Source organism: Microcoleus sp. S13C4 (genome assembly GCF_036700865.1).
GTDB lineage: Bacteria > Cyanobacteriota > Cyanobacteriia > Cyanobacteriales > Microcoleaceae > Microcoleus.
On record NZ_JAUBPS010000043.1, the window covers coordinates 1 to 17,216 of the forward strand.

General features: G+C 46.5%; 16 protein-coding genes and 1 tRNA gene. 7 read left to right on the forward strand and 10 right to left on the reverse strand.

Going from position 1 to position 17,216, the window contains the following annotated elements:
* Positions 1-224: 224 nt before the first annotated feature.
* Entirely contained in the window at positions 225-593 is a 369-nt protein-coding gene (locus QT996_RS18330) for an amidase family protein (RefSeq protein ID WP_333048166.1), read from the forward strand.
* 208 nt (positions 594-801) lie between these two features.
* Here the strand turns inward: QT996_RS18330 and QT996_RS18335 are convergent, their stop codons facing one another.
* Positions 802-1,494 carry a GDSL-type esterase/lipase family protein gene (locus tag QT996_RS18335; RefSeq protein WP_333048168.1) on the reverse strand — a complete coding sequence of 231 codons (693 nt, stop codon included), beginning with the start codon at positions 1,492-1,494 and terminating at the stop codon, positions 802-804.
* A gap of 80 nt (positions 1,495-1,574) precedes the next feature.
* Between QT996_RS18335 and QT996_RS18340 the strand changes: the two genes are divergently transcribed.
* The 4 genes from QT996_RS18340 to QT996_RS18355 all read left to right on the forward strand — a co-directional run bounded on the left by QT996_RS18340 (position 1,575) and on the right by QT996_RS18355 (position 3,326).
* Positions 1,575-1,805, forward strand: coding sequence for a DNA-directed RNA polymerase subunit omega (locus QT996_RS18340; RefSeq protein ID WP_242721767.1), 231 nt, complete (start codon positions 1,575-1,577; stop codon positions 1,803-1,805).
* A 252-nt stretch (positions 1,806-2,057) separates the two neighbouring features.
* Positions 2,058-2,705, forward strand: a complete 648-nt coding sequence (locus tag QT996_RS18345; protein ID WP_333048171.1) for a hypothetical protein — start codon at positions 2,058-2,060, stop codon at positions 2,703-2,705.
* A gap of 141 nt (positions 2,706-2,846) precedes the next feature.
* Positions 2,847-3,215, forward strand: coding sequence for a DUF1818 family protein (locus QT996_RS18350; RefSeq protein WP_333048172.1), 369 nt, complete (start codon positions 2,847-2,849; stop codon positions 3,213-3,215).
* A gap of 37 nt (positions 3,216-3,252) precedes the next feature.
* Positions 3,253-3,326: transfer RNA gene (locus QT996_RS18355), tRNA-Pro, on the forward strand.
* A 231-nt stretch (positions 3,327-3,557) separates the two neighbouring features.
* Here the strand turns inward: QT996_RS18355 and QT996_RS18360 are convergent.
* On the reverse strand, positions 3,558-5,234 hold the full coding sequence (locus QT996_RS18360) for a mechanosensitive ion channel (protein WP_333048173.1): 1,677 nt from the start codon (positions 5,232-5,234) through the stop codon (positions 3,558-3,560).
* Positions 5,235-5,318: 84 nt separating this feature from the next.
* Positions 5,319-6,536, reverse strand: a complete 1,218-nt coding sequence (locus QT996_RS18365) for a transposase (protein WP_333048175.1) — start codon at positions 6,534-6,536, stop codon at positions 5,319-5,321.
* Between the two features lie 147 nt (positions 6,537-6,683).
* On the opposite strand from QT996_RS18365, the gene QT996_RS18370 reads away from it, so the two are divergent.
* Entirely contained in the window at positions 6,684-7,148 is a 465-nt protein-coding gene (locus QT996_RS18370; RefSeq protein ID WP_333048177.1) for an SRPBCC family protein, read from the forward strand.
* A gap of 148 nt (positions 7,149-7,296) precedes the next feature.
* Here the strand turns inward: QT996_RS18370 and QT996_RS18375 are convergent, their stop codons facing one another.
* From QT996_RS18375 to QT996_RS18405, 7 genes are all read right to left on the reverse strand, one after another.
* Entirely contained in the window at positions 7,297-7,983 is a 687-nt protein-coding gene (locus QT996_RS18375; RefSeq protein WP_333048178.1) for an alpha/beta hydrolase, read from the reverse strand.
* A 414-nt stretch (positions 7,984-8,397) separates the two neighbouring features.
* Positions 8,398-9,222, reverse strand: coding sequence for a transglutaminase family protein (locus tag QT996_RS18380; protein ID WP_333048180.1), 825 nt, complete (start codon positions 9,220-9,222; stop codon positions 8,398-8,400).
* Positions 9,223-9,390: 168 nt separating this feature from the next.
* Positions 9,391-11,268 carry a DNA mismatch repair endonuclease MutL gene (mutL, locus tag QT996_RS18385; protein WP_333048181.1) on the reverse strand — a complete coding sequence of 626 codons (1,878 nt, stop codon included), beginning with the start codon at positions 11,266-11,268 and terminating at the stop codon, positions 9,391-9,393.
* A 197-nt stretch (positions 11,269-11,465) separates the two neighbouring features.
* On the reverse strand, positions 11,466-12,560 hold the full coding sequence (locus QT996_RS18390; RefSeq protein ID WP_333048182.1) for an ATP-binding protein: 1,095 nt from the start codon (positions 12,558-12,560) through the stop codon (positions 11,466-11,468).
* Between the two features lie 340 nt (positions 12,561-12,900).
* Positions 12,901-14,094 (reverse strand): beta-ketoacyl-ACP synthase, encoded by a 1,194-nt coding sequence (locus QT996_RS18395; protein WP_333048184.1) that lies wholly within the window; start codon positions 14,092-14,094, stop codon positions 12,901-12,903.
* Positions 14,095-14,310: 216 nt separating this feature from the next.
* Positions 14,311-15,096 (reverse strand): peptidylprolyl isomerase, encoded by a 786-nt coding sequence (locus QT996_RS18400; protein WP_333048185.1) that lies wholly within the window; start codon positions 15,094-15,096, stop codon positions 14,311-14,313.
* A 183-nt stretch (positions 15,097-15,279) separates the two neighbouring features.
* The gene (locus QT996_RS18405; protein ID WP_333048186.1) at positions 15,280-15,846 is read right to left on the reverse strand and encodes a photosystem I assembly protein Ycf4; all 567 of its coding nucleotides are present in this window, start codon (positions 15,844-15,846) and stop codon (positions 15,280-15,282) included.
* A gap of 203 nt (positions 15,847-16,049) precedes the next feature.
* Between QT996_RS18405 and psbD the strand changes: the two genes are divergently transcribed.
* On the forward strand, positions 16,050-17,108 hold the full coding sequence (gene psbD, locus QT996_RS18410; protein WP_006635450.1) for a photosystem II D2 protein (photosystem q(a) protein): 1,059 nt from the start codon (positions 16,050-16,052) through the stop codon (positions 17,106-17,108).
* Positions 17,109-17,216: the final 108 nt, after the last annotated feature.

Below are 17,216 nucleotides of genomic sequence, written 5' to 3' on the forward strand. Positions count from 1 at the left end.
CCGAGAGTTCAGCCTTGTGGCTGGAAACGCTATGTACGGATTGATTACCGTGATTCACGTTTCAACGAATCGCACTGTACCTCACTATCTACGCTCAACCGCAGGATAGATATAACCTGCGTCGTAGTTTAGGGTTAATCTTCTGCACCGCAACCCAAGGCGACAAGGAACTCCGAAAATTGGGAGATTTCAGCAGATTCCTACCTGAGATATTGAATCCAAGTTTGAAAGGATATTTCGAGGCACTCACACAGCGGGATCGTTTCACTGCCGATATGGATGAGGCATTAGAACCGTGGGATGTATGGCTTTGTCCTGTTGTGGCAACCGCTGCGTTTACCCATCGTCCCCCTTGGACTGCCGTTGATGTTAATGGCAGATCCTATCCTCATGCAGTGGCAAACGGCGCTTACACCGTGCCTTCTAATCTTAGCGGACATCCTGCCGTAGTAATTCCAATTGGACAAACTCAAAATGGTTTACCGATTGGAATGCAAATTGTTGGTAAGCGGTGGCGTGAAATGGAGTTGTTGGCAATCGCAGAAGCGCTCGACAAAGTGGTTGGTAGCTTGCAACACCCACCTGGTTACTGAGCATTTTATCAAGTGAAACTTGATGGTCAAGAATACAATCAGTGGTAGGGTTCGTCAGGTTTGAGATTTTTAATTTGCACGGAAAGTATGAATCGGACGCACCGTTTTTTGCGGGAGTGCGTAAGTTGTGAAATTCTTAGTTTGTAGCGGAAATAATGCTAGTTGACGCACCCTACTTCATTTTTACTGAGGACTAATGACTACTGAACTAATGACTAATGCTGGCGAGAGGCTCCCAACTTGTGACATCTTCAAATAAAGATTGATAGCCCGCTGCATTGGGATGAAGTCCGTCTGCAATCAAGCGCGATCGCCACCAATCACTGCCCCGATTTACCCATTTATCAAAAATATCTAGATAGGGAATTCCCCGCAACTCACAAGCTAATTTCGTTGCCTCTTTATACCGATATTGGTCAGCATGACTGTAATACAAACAATCTTGAAAAGGCATTTTACTTTCATCCACCGGCACCATCCCGACAAATATCACCGGACAAAGTTGTTGGGACAGGTTTAACAAATTATCCAAAACAGTTTTAAAATGTTCAAAATCCGTGTAGCTGCGCCCGGTAGGGGACTGCACTCTCGCCGAATCGTTGAGTCCGACGGAAAGAATAATCGCATCCGGGACGCGGTTTCTCAGTTCGCCCCGGTGCCGAAACTCGTTTTCGAGCCGCTGGGAGACTTGATAGGTGCGATCGCCCCGAACGCCCAAATTGTATAAAACGTGTCCTGCACTCTCCGGTAACATCCACTGGCGCCGCAATCTTTCCACCCAGCCACCGCCTACACCGTCGCCGAAACCGTAGATTAAGCTGTCGCCGAAAGCAACCAATTTGAGGGGATGAGAATTTCCCCGATGCAAGCTACCAAAGGAATAGGCTGTTGCTACCTGCATAAGCAATAATACTCAGTTAATAAATTATGAATCTTGACATACTAGACTAGAATGTAACATTACATAAAGTAGGTAGTCTCATGGTTAAGCGTCCAACCTTCGATTCAACTCAGCTTACCCGTCGGGCGGAAGAGTTGATTAACGGTGCATCCAACCGCTATCGGATTACGGTGCAGGTGGCGAACCGCGCAAAACGCCGTCGCTATGAAGATTTTGACAATATGGACGACCATCAAATGAAACCTGTAATGCGGGCGATATTTGAGATGTCGGACGAACTGAGTCAGCCGGAAATTATCGGAGACATCTAGGCTTCGGAAGTTTTGGGTTTTGAGTGGTGAATTGCGAGCAATTTTTGTCAACTCAAAACTCACAACTTTTTCAAACTAGACTTGGGCGCACGGGACGAGAAACCCAGTTTATTCCTAGCTGCCTGGTTAAGAAACCTCTGATTTTTCTAATAAACCGGGTTGATGAGTGTAAATCCTAAAATTATAAACTAGGACATCTCCTGGCGGCTAAGTGTATGAAATTATTCTATTTTTCAAATTTTTGTCAAAACCGTGAATAGATTAAAGCAGGGCTTAAGTTTTCTGTTTGTTACTTTGAGTGTAGCGATTTTCACGCTTTTGAGTTGGGTATTGGAATCCGGGGAACTGAGTATGTCGGCTTTGGAACCTTCGCTGCTGCGGAGTTCTGAGTCTACCTCAGTGCAGCGGGTGGCTCAACAATCTGCGCCGTCGCAAGTGAGGGTGCAAGATGCGTGGAAATTGGTGTACGAAAAATTGCCGGATTTGCCGATCGAGAATAACTACATTTCCAAGGAAACAGGAAAAGTCGATCCTACCAATACTTTAGTCGGGCGGTTGATTCGATATCACGTATTTGTCAAAGGACGACCACCCAATTACCGCTTTGATTGGAAGTTGAGTTTAGCTGATTATTTGGGGGCGACTCCCGATTATTTGGTGGAAAGCGTTTATCCGGGAAACGACGTTTTGCGATCAAATCCGATGGAACAGGATCGCGCTGCTATTCAAAGGTTAAATAGAGTACAGCGGGATGCTTTGGTTCAAGCTTTGGTTGATGTTTTTACGGAGAATTCAGGGGGTGGGCGCACACCGACGGCGGGGGAAAAACCACAAGGGCGATCGAATTCCCCGGAAATACCGCAGCCACAGCCGGGAGATGCGAAGTTGCTGATACCTTAATACTCATGGATACAGAAACCTGGTTTTTTACGGAAATATTGCTTTTGAGCCTTTAACACAGGTAAAAAACCCGTTTTCTTTCGTATTTATGGGTAAGTCCTACTAATCTAAAATCCAAAATCTAAAATCTAAAATCCCTCAATGGTGGAACGTGTAATTAAAACGGGTGTTGGGTGGCGTTTGGGATGGAACCCGGAGGCGGAAGAGTTTCAGGGTTTGGTGGCTGGCGACGGTTGGGCGATCGAACTCACGGAGGCTGAGTTGAACGATTTTTGCCGATTGTTGGGGCAATTAGCCGGCACAATGAGTCACATGGCCTCTGAGTTAATGGACGAGGAAAAAATCGCTATTGAAGCCGAAAGCGACTTGCTGTGGGTGCAGGTGGAAGGCTATCCCGAAGCTTACAGTGTGCAATTGATCTTGAATGCTGGCCGAAGGTGCGAGGGTTTTTGGCCGACGGCTGCGGTTCCGACTTTGGTGCAGGCCGCAAAAGTTTTAAAAGTTTTTTGACTTTTTCGGGAATTCTATGCTAAGCTATTAAAGCTGTCGGGGCGTAGCGCAGCTTGGTAGCGCACTACTTTGGGGTAGTAGGGGTCGTGGGTTCAAATCCCGCCGCTCCGATTGTGATAAAACCTTCTCTATGAGAAGGTTTTGTTGTTTTAGGGCCGACGACGCAGCTCTTAACATTCTCAATTAGGGGCATCGGCTCAGAAACAAGAATCAATCTTTGCATCCGAACAGTCTATAGCTGTATCCTCAAATTCAAAGGCTTTGCGATTGCTTCGCGACCCTCAAAATGAAATTAATCATAAAAAAATGGCGTTTGTACTTGACAAACGCCATTTTATATAATTACAAACGCGGCGTCTTATCTTGTTTAAACGACGCTAACCATTCGCGAATTTGGTCGGCCGCAATCTCGCGCCCGCCCAAACCAAAAGCTAGAGCAATGCCAACTGCGATCGCCCCAAGCAGCAGCCCGAAAGCCAAATTGACAATATCGCTGCCAATGCCCATCTGTTGCAGCGCCAAGGCCGAAACAAAGGCAATAATCGCAATCCGAGCCGCTTGGCCCAAAAGTCGCGCTTGGCGAGTTCCAGAACTGGCAATCAAACTAAACGCCAGATTCGCCAAATACAAGCCGATCGCAAATACCACCAAACCAGCTAGCACGCGACCTGCAACCAGCACAATACCGCTAACAATCGCCGTCAGCGCTGGAATCCCGAGCACGTCGGTAGCCGCCACCACAGCAAACAGCATGATGCCTACCTGCACCACAATGCCGACAAACTCAGAAGGCGTGCGAGCCGGAAGTTCGGGTTCCTGAAGAATCGTTGCGTCAGGATCGATCGAACTTGGCGGTAGCCTCAGCGGCTGTTTCGGTGGCTGCACTCCCAACCAAGAAAAGACATTGTTGAAGCCAATTCCCGTCAGGATATTAGTCACCAAATCGGCGATCCAGCGACCCAAAATGTAAGCAACCGCCACAATCAGCGCGGCCGTGAAGATTTTGGGAACCGCGCCCAAAATGTCGTTGAGCATGGCGACAGCAGGCTGCGAAATCGCCTGAATGTCCAAAGCGTTCAGAGCTGCGATCGCTGTTGGAATCAAAATCAAAACATAGACTATCGTCCCGACAATCCACGACAGCGATTGTCCGCCCGAAGTCCGCGAAATTCCAAACCGAGCGCCCAAACTGTCCGCCCCAGCAGCAGCCAACAGATTTGTGACAATTCGCCGCACCACCATAGCCAGCAGCCAGCCGACAAACCCAATCAGCACAGCTTCCAGAATTTTCGGAATTGCCGCCAGAATTTGGTTCAGCAAATTATTCACTGGCAGCAGAGCCTGCTGCATTTCCAGTGAGTCGAGAATCAGCGGCAAAAACAGCAGAAAAATGAACCAGTACAGCGCATTCGCCACAGTATCGCTCAGCAGCAAAGGGCGCTCAGTGGGCGCTGCGCCTACCTCCTGATTCAAGCGCTCGTCCACGCTAAAAGTCCGCATCGCCCGCGATACGGCCATTTTGGCTACAGTTGCCAACAGCCAAGCAATCCCCAACCAAATTAGCGCGCCGGCTAACTTCGGCAAGAAACCGGTAATTTGATTGAGAAAAGTATTGAGGGGTTGCGAGACAGCCGTTAGATTCAGGCGGTTGAAAAAGGCAACCAGGAAAAAGATAAAAATGATCCAGAACACCGCTGCGGAAATCCATTTTTCCACTTGCGGGGCTCCAGCTCCTTCCGGGCGCCCGGTAATCCAAGCAGCTAGCCGATTGTCGATCGTAGTCTTCTTGAGCAATCCCCCCACTACAGATGAGACGAGGGCTGATACTATCAAGCCAATGAGCAGGATACCGACGGCCCAGAGGAGATTTTCAATGTTTGATCCCTGAAGGAAATTGTTAATTCCGCGTTCGGCATCTGTCAGCGCATTCCCGGGCTGCGCCTGGGCCAAAATGCGATCGGACAACGCCGCTATGGGACCCGATATCGGTTGAGTTATTTCTTGCCAAGTTTCATTCATTTTTTTCTCAGGTTAACGTCAGATTTGACAAGGAGAAGACGAAACTTTAATAATAGTTCCAAAAAATCTAGACATCGCCTAAATTTAATGTTTGTACACTTTTAATCGTACTGGGTTAACTACAAAACCCTCTATCGAATTGGGGATAAACCCATCTCCGACTGCTTGTGGATCAATAATCAAACAACCGTTTACCTGGGCATTTATGAAGCGTCCAGTTTTGGTTCTGAACAATCCTCTTTTTACCCTACTGCCAATGTAGTCGGAATGTTGTTGAATTGGTTCCCACTCCAAAGCTGAACATTTTGAGGTGTAACTCTCCTCAACTAACACAACTTGAATTCCCGCAAGTTGTCCTTTGTACTGCAACATTTCCAGAAATCGGCGATGGGGAATACAGGCAAAATTTTGATTTTTAGTCAAACCCGTATTAATCCCCTCTTTAAAATCCTGGTTCCAGCCTATAACCAGCAAGCCCATTTGATGATTGACGAGTTCTTTTATAACTGCGGAACTCGTCATGTGGAGGTAGTAATCCACTTTACAGTTACGCTTGTGCCACAATTGGGCAAGTTTTTTACTGTTTTTTTGCGCTACGGGCAGCAATGATTTTAATGGCGCTGAAACTTGATTGCAGTAGTGATTGGTGGACTTAACAGCCCGTCCATCGTAGATTGTGGGTACTAACCCAAGAACATTGTAGGTTAATGTTGCCAGATTGTTTAATCCTAAATTGATGACAGCTACTCTCTGATTAACTTGTAAAGGCTGTTCTAACTTCTCATAGAGCACCTCGACCACATAACAACCTACTTTGGGAAGAATCCGGATTTCCCGAATCGAGGTGACTCTTGAGGGCAACCAAATATTAGTCCCAGAGGGGCGAACATATCCTTTTTTTAAGGCTCTTTTGCTGACAGTTTGACAATTAAATATAACTACATAGCGCCCATCCTCTATTTTTCGCTCTGTTAAACCTTGATAATGAGGGATTTGCGGTGCTGCTTTAAATTTAGTTGGGTCTTCCTGATAGTTTCGCAGGGCCAGATAATAGCTAGTCCATGCTTTGAGGACTAAGCCGAGCCTGTTTTGTGCTACCTTCGCCGACAGTGCTTTGTAATCAGGACTTGTTTTGAGCGCCCGATAAACAGCCAGAGCGTTTGTTTGTTGGCTGGCGAAAAAGTTTTGACGGTAGATGTAGTTAGCGTTGTTGTAAAGATTTTTGCCTAGCCAAGAAAGTCGATCGGCTTCTCGATAAAACCTATGATTTGGTTTAATGACGTGCCTTTCAACTAGCTGCATAAATGGTATATATACTTTAATTCAAGATGATACACTGTATTTATGAGTGTGTCAATCTTTTTATTTCTGGAAAAATTGACGTTACAAGTAAATAAAGGACTATAAAGTAAGCAAAGTTTTGTAATCCCCTCCTTGTTGCAGGTTCTCATGTCAATTCGTCAAGTTTTCGAGCAATCCATTGAAATTCGCGCTGCTGCTACTCTGGTGGAGCGTTGTATAGTCGATCGCACTTTAATGCACAAGTGGCTCAATCCCTTGCTACGCTGCGATCCCCAGGGCGAATGGGATACTGCCGTAGGAAGTCGTAGCTTATTTATCATACAAGTTCCGGTTTTGCAACCCACTTTGGAGAGTGTTGTGTTGGAGCGACAACCAGGTTTAATTGTGTGGGGGTTTGACGGATTTTTCAAAGGATGCGATCGTTGGGAATGCCAGCCGCAAATCCAAGGAACTCTCTTGATTAACCGCTTTGAATTTCAAATTCCCAATCGTTTAATTAGATTTGGTTTCAATCGCTTTGCAGCCCCTTGGACGCAGAAAGACATGAAAGACCAACTCCGCCGGCTCAAGCGCGTAGCCGAGCAATTATCTCAAAAAATGGGTAATGTATAATGGGTAAGGGGTAATGGGGAACTTTTACCCTCGCGTAGCCGAAGTAGGGGTAATTTGTAATAGCTGAAAACCAAGAGCTAATAGGAAAAAAAGCACCAACTTCCCAATTCCCCATTCCCAATTCCCCATTCCCTCCAAGTTCAGTTATTTACTTCCCACTTCCTGATGGACTGGGTTGACAAATCACTTGTCTGGCAGAATTCACCGCTTGGCCGGCGGTATTTTGCAAAGCCGGGGAATTCTGATACAAAGCTTGCAAATCTTGCATATCTTTAATCACTCGCTCGTAGATAGCCATAGCTTGATTGCCATCAACTTCTAAGGCCGCAGGGCTGTAATTTTGCATCACTTCAATCAGCGATATTTTGCCATCTTTGGAAGCTGCGACTAAAGCATCGCGCAGGGCCGGCGCGCTTTGCAGCCGAGTTGCCGGCGTATAAGCAACCTCCCCCAATTGTTTGAAAACAATTTCCCCAAAATAAGTGCTTGCCAGCCGCGCTACTAATTGAGAATCTAAAGGCACTTCTCTCGTTAATATTTCGCGCACCGACTCGGGAGTTTGTTTGGCAAGACTCAGAACGCTTTGCAGTTGAGATGATGCTTTGCCAGTTTGTGCAAAGCTTTGCAAGTCGCTCATCGGTAATGTTACGTCAACAGCACCGTATTTTACGGTAACATTATCTAATGCAAAGGCTTTGCCACTGCTTAGGAATACTGCACTTGTTCCCAGCAAAAGCGCCAAACCTAATGATAAAGACTTTGACATTCTTTTGGTTAAATGGGCTGACAGCGGTTGCATTCCGTTGAGATAACCTTGTTGAAACTGAAAGTTCATGAGTTTGTGCCTCTTTACGTCAAAATACTTTTTAGATCGCTCGTCTGTGCGGATATCTGTGCGGATATCTGTCGGGAAAGTCGAATCGGGATTTCCGTAAATGACCTATAACTCTACATTCAAGTCAAGCAAATTCCACCTATCAAAAGATAGGTGTTAATTGACAATTAATATGTTATGCTTACTCTTTTGACAATTTTAGATACCTTTGCAAAAATGATAAAAGCGAAATTTGGTCGTCGGGCAGCAGTTTATTGAGTGTCACTTGAATATGTCTTATAGTGTGCTGTGGGACATATATAGCAAGACTAAATCATTTGTGAATTTCTTACTCCCTCCCCGAACCCGCGGGGAGGGTTGGAGTGGGGTAAAAAATTTACGACTCCTGCAAGGATTGCTATAGCGAATTTAAGTTCAAAGATCCCGATCGAGCCGATCGACCAATTGGCGAATTCTAGCAGCATCAGGAGCATTCGGAGCATTTCTCAGGTATAGTTCCAAATCGTGGCGCGCTTCGACCAAGCGTCCCAGTTGATAATAGAGAATTCCGCGATCGCGCCGTTCCCCCAGCGCATCGGGAAACAGCAGCAAAATTCGTTCGATCGCTCCGAGTACCCTCAAAGCATCTCGCTGTTGCAAGTAAATCGCCTTCAGATTTCCCAGCATTCGCCCCAAAAAATGTCGGCGACTTACCGGAGCGAGAAAACTCGGCTGCAACTCCATAGGTTGACCGTAAATTTGAGAAAGTCGGGCTTGACAATCTTCAGGAAATAATATCTCGCCGCCGTTAAACGCATCAACAAAAATGCCAGCCTCTTCAAAATCCGGTCTAATTAAAAAATGTCCCGGCATCCCAATACCCACCATCGGAAAATCAATGCGCTTAGCAACCTCCAAATAAACCAGAGATAAAGATATCGGAATGCCAGTACGCCGATCGATCACTTCATTCAAAAAGCTATTGCCGGGGTCGTAATAATCAGCATCATTGCCCGAAAACTGCAACTCCCCATATAAATAGGCGTTAATAGTTTGAATAATCCGCAGCGGATAATTCTGTGCCGGCAGGCGATCGCGCACTTCATCTGCGATCGTGTCGAGAGCGTTGAGATATTCCTCTGGCTCTAAATTTGGGTATTCTTCCAAAGCCATGTAAAGAGCCGCTTTCGCCAGGTCGATCGAGCCATCCGGCTGATTTATTTCTTGATAAAAGAGTTGTCGGGCGATCGGAAAATCCATATTTATGATTTATTTGATTTTAATTGACATTTTATACGAATATCCCGTTGCCCAAAAAAATTTTAAAAACATCTCTCTTCTCTTCCTCTCTGCGTTCTCTGCGCCCTCTGCGGTTCAAAAAAAACAGTCTTGTATGTAACGCGCACCTTACAGCTTAACTTTTAACCTTCAAATCCCGTGACTTTTGCCAATCACCCAACTGCGGCGAAAAATCCGAGCCAAAGTCGATTCTTCCAAAGCAAAATAGATAGGGCGGCCGTGAGGACAAGTGCGCGGATTGCGAGTTTGCTGCCATTCATCTAACAAATTCTGCATTTGGGAGAGACTCAAAGGAGTACCGTTTCGCATAGCACTACGGCAAGCAGTCGCAACTTGAGCCGCTTGTAAATCGGCTACTTTACTGAGTTCAAAAAGCGCATCCGCACAGTCATCTCGATCGGCTAACACTTCAGGAACTTCGCGGGCGGCCCATAGCTGTTCCCCAAACGTTTCTACTTCCAAACCCAAGCGGGATAAATTCTCAATTTGCAGTGCAGATAATTGACTGAGAATCACTGGTTTTTCTAGACATTTTAGCTGCCAAGCCGCGCACAACTGCTCGTACAAAACTCGCTCGTGAGCGATGTGTTGTTCCACCAACCACATTCCGCTGGAATGTTCGGCAACAATGTAAGTATTGTGAACTTGAGCGATCGCCCTCAATTCCATCAATCCTATTTTATTACCTTTTGCGTCTTCGCCGCCGTCCTCATTCTGCCTAGCCGAAATCCCCACACTGTAAGCACTTTTTTGTTCCGATGCCTTCAGCAATTTTCCCACTCGATCGGGAATTGGGGCAGCAGGCAAAACTTCATCATTCAGGTGCAAAGCGCGAGCAATTGCCGCGCTAACTTGTGATTGCCAAAAACTCGGATCATGCAGATAAATTTCTGCTTTAGCCGGGTGGCGGTTCCAGTCGATTTCCGAGGGGGAAATTTGCAGGTGAACAAAACACACGGGATAGCGATCGCGCGGACAAGTGCGGGCAAAGGCGCTGAGAATAGTTTGCTCTAATTCGGGCGATCGCACAACTCGCCGATTTACCCCCACCTTCACCCAATCCGGCCGCCTGCGGTGACAGCGATCGGGCAAACCAATTACTAATTCTAAAAACTGGGAATTGGCAAGTGGTAATTGGTAATTGGCAAGTGGTAATTGGTAATTATGCTTAACCGTAGCGCCAACAAGTTGAGTTTCTACCAATAAATTTGCTGCTTTCTGATTTGGAGGACTCGCAGGCAAATCTAACTTTAAATACTGCAAATCGCTCGATCGCACACCGCGCACGAATTGAGGTAAAAGTTGTTCCGCTGTGCTACCAGGAGTTACGTGCAAACAAGGCGTATTTCCTTGACGCAACTGCCAATTAACGTGCGGGTGACAAATAGCAATTTGCTGAAGGGTTAATTGTATCGATCGCATTTGCTGCGTCGGTGACAAAAAACTGCGGCGCACCGGCCAATTGCCAAACAAATTATCAACAGTCACCACCGTACCAGGAGCGATCGCCGCTGTTTCTACCTCCACAGCAACACCCGCGTTGTTGTAAACCACCCGCCAGCCCGATCGAGCATTTTCAACTCCCGCCTTGTTAAACGATGATTTGGCGGGGTTTGGTGGCGACTCTCGATTTTCCGAAAAATTCCCCAATCCCAAATCATTCGATCGGCTCAAAACCTCCAAACAGCCCAACTGAGCCAAACTGTGCAAAGCTTCCCCACGAAATCCCAAAGTAGCAATTTTGTAAAGGTCAGCTTCAGTGGTAATTTTGCTCGTACTGTGGGGCGAAGCCGCCTGCTGCAAATTTTCCAGATCCATTCCCGTACCATTATCTGCAACTTGCACCCGCCACTGTTCGGGCCAGACAGAAACAACAATGCGGGTTGCGCCAGCATCCAGAGAATTTTCAACTAATTCTCGTACCGCAGCGGCGATCGAGTCAATCACCTCGCCGGCGGCAATTAAATTGATAACTTCTGTGGGTAAGGTTTGAATAGTAACTGGCATCAAATTTTTAGCAGTTCGTTAATTCAATTATACTGGATTCTGCAAGTCGCTACACCGTATTAGGACTTACGCTCTTAAACCAGGTTTAGTAGAAAAATATTGTTTTATAACAAGATCTCTACTTATCAACCAAGTCTCTGATGCTGAGTGATAAACTTCTAAGTAAATCTCTCCTTACCTACTTAAAATCTAGCTAATCAAGCGATGATTTTCGGCAAGCGGATATAAAAAGTTGTGCCTTTTCCGTCCTCTGACTCATAAGTAATTTTCCCTTTGTGAGCCTCAACGATCGACTTAACAATCGCCGTTCCCAATCCAGTACCAGTCCGCTTGCCATAAGTCACAAACGGTTCAAATAACTTTTCCTTAATTGTCGGCGGAATGCCGGGGCCGTTATCGTAAATGCTAATTTCTCCCCACTCCTCACTTTGTGTCACCGCAATCTCCACCCGACCCCCTCTGCCGCCAAAAGCCTCAACAGCATTCCCAACTAAATTTTGTAAAACGCGCAAAATCTTATTTTCATCCGCTTCCACTATTACTTCTGTCACCCGTACAGCTAAATTTACTTTTGCTGCTTCACAATAAACTCTGTTCAACTTTTCAAACTGCTGCAACGTCTGAATTAGATTAATGGGTTTTTTATGTAATACATAATTACCGCGCGAAAACTCTAATACTTCTTCAGCCATCCCCAACATTCGCTGAACCTGCAATTGAATAAGTTCGCACCACTCCTGAGTTTCCTCATCTTCGTGCATTTCTTTGAGCATTTCTGTGGAGAGTTTAATTCCGGTAAAAGGATTTTTAAAATCATGAATAATTGTGCTCACCATTTCTCCTACTAATACCATTTTTTGTTTGTGTACTAACTGGCTCACATATTGATCCGTGGTGTCCCGTAAATTTTTAGTAATGAAACTAAACATTTGCAGTACCGAACTGCCTTTAGCAAACTGGAGAGTTGTTATTAGTTCTTCACGGCCTATTTTTGCTAAAGTCGAGCCTGCAACTGCCACAGCTCTAGCACTGCGAGGTTCTCCGTCTAACACTCCGAGTTCGCCAAAATAATCGTCTGGCTTAGCCACAGCAACAGTTTGATATTTATTGTTTTCAAGCCGCTTGCTAAACTCGACTTGACCTTCTAAAACTAGATATAAAAAATCTGCTGTTTCTCCTTCTTCAAAAACCAACGTTTCCTCCGCAAAACTCTCCACTACAGCTATTTGGCAAAGGTGAGCAGCTTGCTCTGGTTCAAAATAAGACATAAATCGATGAGATGCCAGATCCATGTGAAAATACCTGGGGCTTAATTTAAACAGTTTATTTCTTCTATTTGTGCCGATGATCGGGAGCGGTGCGTTAATAAAATACAATACTGCTTTAATCGGCCTCTATTTTCTAGCCTGCCAGGCTTTGACGCAAGGAGCAGCGTTGGGATCTAGAGCCAGACTAGGACAGCAGCACCAGCAATCTCACCACAATTCTCAGTTAATTGACTAAAATACATAAATATTGTACTATTTGTGAGATTTAAATTGGCTCTGCGGGCGGGTTCTCCGGCCACCTCAGAAGATTTTAACTGTAGAAATATCGTGTAATTTAAAAGCCGATCGACCGAGTTTGCAAAAATTAACACTCGCCCGATAAAACGATCGCAGCATTCTGCCCGCCAAAGCCAAAACTCAAACAAACCGCATTTCTGACAATAGCCGATCGCGCACAGCGAACAAAATCTAATTCAAACCCCGGTTTTTTCATTCCAACGCAAGGTGGCAACATCTGATATTTCATACTCATCAAACAAAAAGCCACACCCAAAGCTCCCGAAGCTCCCAAAGTATGACCCGTAGCCCCCTTAGTCGAACTAACAGCAACTTCTCGGTCAAATAACTTCTCAATTAACAGTGCTTCGTGCCGGTCATTTAACTCAGTTGCAGTACCGTGAGCATGAATAAAATCTATATCAACCGCTGCTAAATTGCTCCGTTTCAAACATTGATTTACCGCCGCGATCGTACTTTTTCCCCCCAGAGCGGGCGAGTTAGCATAGCAAGCATCATTTGTCAAGCCAAAACCGGAAACTCTACCGTAGATTTTAGCGCCACGACGCCTTGCCAACTCGGCAGATTCTAATACAAATAAAGCCCCGCCTTCACCGAGCACAAAGCCTTCTCGATTTTCATCAAACGGATAGCACCCAGTGTTTGCCAAAGCACCCATCCGGCTAAATCCAGCCAGAGTCAGCGGTGTTATAGGCGCTTCCACAGCACCTGCGATCGCCCGCTGACACTCACCAGTGCGGATTAAATCAACAGCACGGGCGATCGACCAAATACCCGTCGCACAAGCAGCCATCGGTGCCAATACCGGCCCCGTCGAACCAATTGCCCTCGCCGCTGCGATCGCCCCCATGTGAGGCAAAAAATTCACAAATTGAGAATTGGGAATCGGTAATTGACAATCTGGAATCGGTAATTCCCTTCTCTCTTCCCTCTTCCTTCTTCCTTCTTCCTTCTTCCTTCTTCCTTCCCTCGCCAATTGTTCCAAATTTCCCTGGAAACCGCGGCTAGAACCGATCGCAATCCCGCAATCCGGCAAAGGCAAAGTCAAATTAGCATCTTGCAAAGCATCTGTTAAGACCTGCCGAATTAAAGTTATTAAATCGGCAGGTTTAGTGCTAATTAAAGCCAAAGGTCGCCGTTCTAGTTCTAAAAAAGGTTGATGCAGATCGATTCCAGATTCTCCAGACAGCAGTCTTTTCCAGCCTGTTTCCAGAGTCCCTAAACCCGAAACAAGACCAATTCCCGTAACAACAACATCCATAGCTAAGCCGATTTTAGATTTTAGAGTTGGGATTAAAAGAAGAATCAGGCCAGACGATTTTAGATTTTGGATTAAAAAGGGATAACCTAAAATCTAAAATCCAATTCCCTTATCTCAAATCCCGAATTTACAAGCCATCGGATCGCTCTCCTGGGGATAATCTAAAGTCTAAAATCCCAAATCTAAAATCAAAAATCCAAAATTGGTTAACTACCTTCAGCTACCAGCCTTAAAATTTTCCAAGCCCTGAGTAACAGTAACCTTATCAATGCGATCGCCCGCTTCAATCTTATCAACAACATCCATCCCTTGCTTCACGTACCCAAAAACCGCATAACTCCCGTCCAAAAACGGCACATCGGTCAAAGTAAAGTAAAACTGAGAAGAAGCCGAATCAGGACTCTGCGATCGAGCCATAGCAACAGCCCCGCGACTGTGCATCAACACGGGTTTCTCCTTAACCCCAGCTTCTTCTAGCGTTTGGCTGTAAGTCGGATTTGCAGCACCTTTAGCTTTAATTTCCAGAGGAATCCTGCGCTCGGTAGAAGTTTTTGGGTCAATAAAACCCCCAGTTCCCAGTCTCGCTGTAGGGAATTTAGGGTCTTTACCCTGGGGGTCGCCGCCCTGAACTACAAAAGGCTGAGGTTCCCGCACGACTCGGTGAAAAACCAATCCGTCGTAGACACCTTTCTGAACCAAATCGACAAAATTGCCAGCAGTAATTGGCGCATTTGTGCCGTCGAGTTCGATCGTAATTGGAGCACCTTTAACCGTCATCACCACCGTTGCTTTTCCTTGCAAGCGTGGCAAATTGCTAAATTGCGAACCCGCCGCCACAACCGCAGGAGAGGGAGACGGAGACAAAGAAATACTTTCACCCGACGCCGGATTCGGTGTGGGAGTCGAGTTTGCAGCAGGGGAACTACCGCATCCCCCGACAAACAGCGCGCCTATTATTAAAAGTGAGAAAAACCACCGCTGAATTTTGATTTGCATTTGCATTTGTATTTTTACTTTGAGTCTATTACGGACTTGGCAACTAGAGATTTTAATTGATAGATTCAAAAATTGGTAACGGATCTACTCGCCGATCAATCTTTTTCACTTATTAGGTAGGTAAGGTGCGCCGAAGAGCACCCTACGAGGCCTTACTACGAGACATTACCAATCTAAAATCTAAAATCTCTAAAGTCCTTCTAGAGGAACTTGCAAAAATCGAGCCAATTCGGCCGCTTGATTTTCCACTTCAGACAAAGCAATCGGCTGTCCGACTCTCGTCAGGGGAAACTGACGGCGGTCTTTGAGCTTAAGATAAATACTGCGGCGGGGATTGAGACCTTCTTTAATGTCCACCCGCACAGATTGCACCTCCGATGTCTTGCAATTAAAATCAACTTTGCGGTTTTTGCCGGGAAAACCCCAGCGAAAGATCCGAATGTTACCAGTTTGCCGATCGAACTCGTTGTAACCGCCACCGACATCCCAGAGAATAGTCAGCCACAGGTAGAGCGCCAACAGCACGCCACAGACACCGTAGAAACCCATCGCGATGCCTTGGGGGATGAAAACAAGCAGAGTCGGGTCAGCAAAAGGCAGTAGGTTAACGTGCAAGTAGCTGGAAATGCCCGACAGCAGGAAACCAGTCCCTCCAATGCTGACCACCGTCGCCCACCAGTAATTGCTGAAGCGGCGGGAGCCCAAAACCGGGTAGCGCAGGACAGGATCGATCGAGGTCATTGTTTTTGCAGTCATAAAATTAAACAGCCTTAAAGCCAAATCTTAATTCAATTAGCCCACCGAGCGTCACGCTTCGCTGACGAGATCGCGATCGACTGATCGGCATTGTGTATCAACTCCTGCTAATTATGTTGAAAAATTATGAACTTCTAATATATAGTTATGTTAACTTTAATTAGAAACCTTGGTCTTTTAACAAGCAAAAGGATTTTACCGCAATGACAATCGCAGTCGGACGCGCCCAGACCGAAAGAGGCATATTTGATGTCCTCGACGACTGGCTCAAACGCGATCGCTTCGTCTTCGTAGGCTGGTCTGGCATCCTGCTATTCCCCTGCGCCTACCTAGCCATCGGTGGCTGGTTAACAGGCACCACCTTCGTCACATCCTGGTACACCCACGGTTTGGCAAGCTCCTACCTCGAAGGAGCCAACTTCCTCACCGTAGCAGTCTCCACCCCAGCCAACAGCCTCGGACACTCCCTGCTGTTCCTGTGGGGCCCGGAAGCACAGTGGGACTTCACCCGCTGGTTCCAACTCGGTGGGCTGTGGACATTCGTCGCCCTCCACGGTGCATTCGCACTGATCGGCTTTTGCCTGCGTCAGATTGAAATCGCCCGTTTAGTCGGCATCCGTCCCTACAACGCCCTAGCATTCACCGGCCCCATCGCCGTGTTTGTGTCGGTGTTCCTGCTTTACCCCTTGGGTCAATCAGGCTGGTTCTTCGCCCCCAGTTTCGGCGTCGCAGCAATTTTCCGCTTTTTGTTATTCCTGCAAGGCTTCCACAACTGGACGCTCAACCCCTTCCACATGATGGGCGTTGCAGGCATCTTGGGCGGCGCGCTGTTGTGCGCTATCCACGGTGCAACCGTAGAAAACACCTTGTTTGAAGACGGCGAAGGCTCAAACACCTTCCGCGCCTTCAACCCCACTCAGTCAGAAGAAACCTACTCGATGGTGACAGCCAACCGCTTTTGGTCGCAAATCTTCGGAATTGCCTTCTCCAACAAGCGCTGGTTGCACTTCTTCATGTTGTTCGTACCTGTCACAGGCTTGTGGATGAGCTCCATTGGCATCGTCGGTTTAGCATTAAACCTGCGCGCCTATGACTTCGTATCACAAGAATTACGCGCTGCTGAAGATCCTGAGTTTGAAACGTTCTACACTAAGAACATTCTGCTTAACGAAGGCATTCGTGCTTGGATGGCTCCGACAGACCAACCTCACGAAAACTACATCTTCCCTGAAGAAGTTCTGCCTCGCGGTAACGCACTTTAAAAAAATGCAGGATTTGGATTTCAGATTAATTTAATTTTTTTAAACTAATCTGAAATCCAAATCCCTACTCCCCGGCGCAGGCGCGGTTCTCCCGTGCCCTACTAGGGA